This window comes from Streptomyces sp. NPDC059455 (assembly GCF_042750115.1).
GTDB lineage: Bacteria > Actinomycetota > Actinomycetes > Streptomycetales > Streptomycetaceae > Streptomyces > Streptomyces endocoffeicus.
The window spans coordinates 34,294-38,499 of record NZ_JBHYVB010000110.1; the positions used below are offsets into that span (position 1 = coordinate 34,294).

Here is a 4,206-nt window from a genome sequence, read left to right on the forward strand (position 1 = left end):
GTCTGTCTCGGGGGTCTGTTTTTTCTATCACGCAGCCGGGGTCAGCTTCCCACCTTCACTCGCGGGCGCCCGGCCCGGCGGGGCCAACCCCCCCCGCGGGCCCTTCTTCCTATGCGGCTTAAGCCGCCCCGTTCGGTGGGTCTGTCATACACGCTTCTGCCTCCGGGCAGCGGCTACAGCAGCTTGCGTGCCGCACGCCTCAAGTCGTGTTCATGGATGATCGCCTTCGCATGGCCGTAGGCGAGCTGGTGCTCGCCGCGCAGCCAGCTGACCTTCTCCTCGAATCGGAAGAAAGCGGGGCCCTCGTCGACCGTGCGCAGCCAGTCGGCGACTTCACGGCCCGTGCACTGGGGGATGCGGGAGAGTAGGTTCCGGTGAGTCTCGTCGGAGAAGATTTGGGACATCGGCGCCTCCGGACGCTTCCATGCCGGACCCGGATCGCTGGCCCGGGTTTCCTTCAGCTCACCGTGCCTGAGTGTTCGCCCGTTGGCAACAGTCCCTCAGTGGCGCATACGCTCGGAGCGTGGATGATGTCTCCCCCCTCCTGACCGCCGTCGACCGGCTCGCCGACCGCTTGCGCGCCCTTCCGCAGTCCCGGCTGCGCGCGGGCGCCGCGGCCGAAGGACTGGCCCTGGCTAGGGAATTGTCGGTGCGCGCACAGCGGCTCGAGGAGCCGGGAACCCCGCCGCGGATCATGCCGGACGCGGGGCTGTTCGTGGTCGCCGACCAGGTGGCGGTGGCCGGACATGACTTGGTGCACGCGCTGGAGCGTGCGCCGGGCGGCGCCGGGGGCGGCGATACGGCGCGGGGGGCCGCCGAGGCGGTGGCACTCGTGGCGGAGGCGGCGGGGCGCTGCGGCGTCTGAGGGCCCGCGGCCCGCTCAAGGCCTGAGGGCCCGGCTTGCAGCCTGAGGGCCTGCTCAAGGCATGAGGGCCTGCTCAAGGCATGAGGGCCTGCTTACGGCGGGGCGATGTGCCCCCTACGGCTACGGCTACAGCTACAGCGAGGCGATGACGCGGTCGGCGAGGACGTACACGTTCTCCTCGCCGCAACCGAAAGTGAGCGCATAGGCACCGGAGACGCCCGAGCCGCCGAGCAGCACCGGGGCGGTGCCCTCGCGCAGCGCGTCCGCCAGCCGCTCAGCGGTCTCCCGGTGGCCCGGGGTCATACAGATCGTGGTGCCGTCGGCGAAGACGTAGACATCGAGGGTGCCGAGGGGGCCGGGCCGCACATCGGACAGCGGGGTGCGGGCGTCGGCCAGCTCGGTGAGCCGGCTCACCGTACGGTCGTGGTCCGCGACCGGTGACGACGGGGCGAAGTCGGGGTGGGACGGATGGCGACGGCGGGCCGCCGCCAGCTCGGCGGACTCCCGGGGCTCGGCCGCGGGCTCCGCCCCGGCGCCCAGCTCCAGCTCCACCTCGGACTCGACCTCGGGCTCCTGGTCCCCGCCGGAGTCCATGGCCTCGGGGCCCAGCGCGTCCAGCCCGAGCAGCGGTTCGAGCCCGGCCAGGTCCGCCTGGCGAGGCACGAAGAGCTGCGCGTCCTGGGAGGCGTCCTCGAACCCGCCCGGCCCGCTCAGCAGCGAGTGGGCGTCGGCCGCTCCGGCGGAGTCCCTGGCCTCCTGGGCGGCCCAGAACGCCCGCGCCTCGGCCAGCTCGCGCTCCCGCTCCTCGGCCAGCGCGTCGGCGACGGCCGCGCGTATCTCGGCGGCCGGGGTGGCGCGGGGTGCGGGCACCGCCGCGCCGCCCTCCTCGCCGCCGCCTCCGCCTCCGCCGCCGCCCGTCCGGGCACCGGCGGCCACGGTGGCCGCGAGCTCGGCGCGCAGCTCACTGATCTGCCGGCGCACACCGCGCGCGGTGTGCAGGGCGGCCGCCCCTACGGCCGTGGCGGTCACCGCGGCCAGGAGGAGGACAAGACTCGTGGGGCTCACTGACGTACTCCCGGTTGGCTGTAGATCCCCCGAATTCCTACCTCAGCTTGAGGCTCATCGCCTCTCGACGTCAGTGCATACCATCACCAAATGGGCAGAATTCGGTACCGGGCGGGCCCTTGGACACCGGTGCTGAGCTGGGCAGATGGCTCTCCCCCAGGACTTTTGTCACATCCTGGGGGAGATTCGGTCACGGCCCGGATCGAACCAGTGTCGCAGACGCGCTACGACGCGCCCGGCCCGGCCCGGCTCCGCGGATCGGCTCAGCCGTGTGTGCCGCCTGCGGCGGGCTGCTCCCCTCCCCGCCCCTTCCCACAACTGGGGCTCCGCCCCAGACCCCGGGATCTGGGGCGGGGACGCGAAGGATCTGCCGGGCAAGATCCGCCAGGCGCCTGCTAGCTCAGGCGCTCGATGACCATGGCCATGCCCTGGCCACCGCCGACGCACATGGTCTCCAGGCCGAACTGCTTGTCGTGGAACTGCAGCGAATTGATCAGCGTGCCGGTGATCCGGGCGCCGGTCATGCCGAAGGGGTGGCCCACGGCGATCGCGCCGCCGTTGACGTTGAGCCGGTCCAGGTCGATGCCCAGATCGCGGTAGGACGGGATGACCTGCGCGGCGAACGCCTCGTTGATCTCCACCAGGTCGATGTCGCCGATCGACATCCCGGCGCGGGCCAGCGCCTGCTTGGACGCCTCGACCGGGCCGTAGCCCATGATCTCGGGGGAGAGGCCGGTGACGCCGGTGGACACGATCCGCGCCAGCGGGGTCACGCCCAGCTCCCGGGCCTTGGTGTCGGACATGATCACCAGCGCCGCGGCGCCGTCGTTGAGCGGGCAGCAGTTGCCCGCGGTGATCCGGCCGTCGGGGCGGAAGACCGGCTTCAGGCCCTGCACCGCCTCCAGGGTGGTGCCCGCGCGGGGGCCGTCGTCCTGGCTGACGACCGTGCCGTCGGGGGTGGTCACCGGGGTGATCTCGCGCTCCCAGAAGCCCTTCTTGATGGCCTCCTCGGCGAGGTTCTGGGACCGCACGCCGAACTCGTCCATCTCCTCGCGGGTGACCCCCTTGAGCCGGGCCAGGTTCTCGGCCGTCTGGCCCATCGCGATGTACGGGTCGGGCAGCAGCTCGTCTTCGCGCGGGTCGTGCCAGTCGGAGCCCTCCTGCTCGGCGCGCGCGACCGTACGGGCCTCGGCCTCCGCGAACACCGGGTTGTGGGTGTCCGGCAGCCCGTCCGAGCTGCCCTTCTTCGACCGCGAGACCATCTCGACGCCCGCCGAGATGAAGACGTCGCCCTCGCCCGCCTTGATGGCGTGCAGCGCCATCCGCGAGGTCTGGAGGGAGGAGGAGCAGTAGCGGGTGATCGTACAGCCGGGGAGGTGGTCCATCCCCATCTGCACGGCCACGATCCGCCCCAGGTTGTGCCCCTGCTCGCCGCCGGGGAGCCCGCAGCCGAGCATCAGGTCGTCGATCTCGCGGGGGTCGAGCTCGGGGACCTTGGCGAGCGCGGCCTGGATGATCTCGGCCGTGAGGTCGTCCGGCCTCAGATCCTTGAGCGAACCCTTGAAGGCGCGGCCGATGGGGGAACGGGCGGCAGAGACGATCACTGCTTCGGGCATCACGGCTCCATGAGGGCGGGGTGCGGGCGGGGTGCGGGCGGGGCTCTGAGGGAAGTTACCCGTACGTATCGGCAGGGTCACGGGGTGCGGGCTGTGACGCGGGACTCTTTTTTCCAAGCGTACGCTCAGTGGCCCGGGATGCGGAGCCCCTCCCGGGGCGTCACCAGGATTCGCTGGGGGTCGATGTCCCCCGGCACGGCCCGGCCGGTGGCCCTCGGCACGCCCGTGTCGGTGGGCCTCGGTGTGCTCCGGTCGGTGGCCCTTGGCGTGGCCGTGTCGGTGGGCCCCGGCGTGGTCCGGTCGGTAGGCCCCGGCCCTGGCCCCCCGGCCGCGGACCCGCTCCGGCCCCCCGGCCGCGGCCCCGGGCTCCGGGCCCTGGCCCCGGCCCCTGGCGCAGGCTGCGGACCCGCTCCGGCCCCCCGGCAGCGGCCCCGGGCCCCGGTCCTGGCCCCGGGCCCCGGCCCTGGCCCCTGGCCCCTGGCCCCTGGCTCCGGCCCCTGGCCTGGCCCCGGCCCCCCGGCTGCGGACCCGCTCCGGCCCCCCGGCCCTGGCTCCAGGCCCTGGCCCCGCCCCTGGCGCAGGCTGCGGACTCGCCCCGGCCCCCCGGCTGCGGACTCGCCCCGGCCCCCTGGCTGCGGACTCGCCCCGGCCCCCTGGCTG

4 protein-coding genes are annotated in these 4,206 nt (G+C 73.5%); 1 reads left to right on the plus strand and 3 read right to left on the minus strand.

From position 1 onward, the window contains the following. Positions 1-173: 173 nt before the first annotated feature. Positions 174-404, minus strand: a complete 231-nt coding sequence (locus ACFXB5_RS32275; RefSeq protein WP_037954490.1) for a DUF4287 domain-containing protein — start codon at positions 402-404, stop codon at positions 174-176. Between the two features lie 119 nt (positions 405-523). Between ACFXB5_RS32275 and ACFXB5_RS32280 the strand changes: the two genes are divergently transcribed. Next, positions 524-865: a hypothetical protein gene (locus ACFXB5_RS32280; RefSeq protein ID WP_385214479.1), complete on the plus strand. Its 342-nt coding sequence runs from the start codon at positions 524-526 to the stop codon at positions 863-865. Positions 866-997: 132 nt separating this feature from the next. On the opposite strand, the gene ACFXB5_RS32285 is transcribed toward ACFXB5_RS32280, so the two are convergent. Together ACFXB5_RS32285 and ACFXB5_RS32290 are read right to left on the minus strand one after the other, a co-directional pair. Continuing rightward, positions 998-1,930, minus strand: a complete 933-nt coding sequence (locus tag ACFXB5_RS32285) for a hypothetical protein (protein WP_385214482.1) — start codon at positions 1,928-1,930, stop codon at positions 998-1,000. A gap of 395 nt (positions 1,931-2,325) precedes the next feature. After that, the gene (locus tag ACFXB5_RS32290) at positions 2,326-3,546 is read right to left on the minus strand and encodes an acetyl-CoA C-acetyltransferase (protein WP_385214485.1); all 1,221 of its coding nucleotides are present in this window, start codon (positions 3,544-3,546) and stop codon (positions 2,326-2,328) included. Positions 3,547-4,206: the final 660 nt, after the last annotated feature.

What these genes read in the sequence shown, in the direction of transcription:
- ACFXB5_RS32275 (WP_037954490.1), bottom strand. Translation starts at nt 404, where the DNA reads ATGTCCCAAATCTTCTCCGACGAGACTCACCGGAACCTACTCTCCCGC.
- ACFXB5_RS32290 (WP_385214485.1), bottom strand. Translation starts at nt 3,546, where the DNA reads ATGCCCGAAGCAGTGATCGTCTCTGCCGCCCGTTCCCCCATCGGCCGC.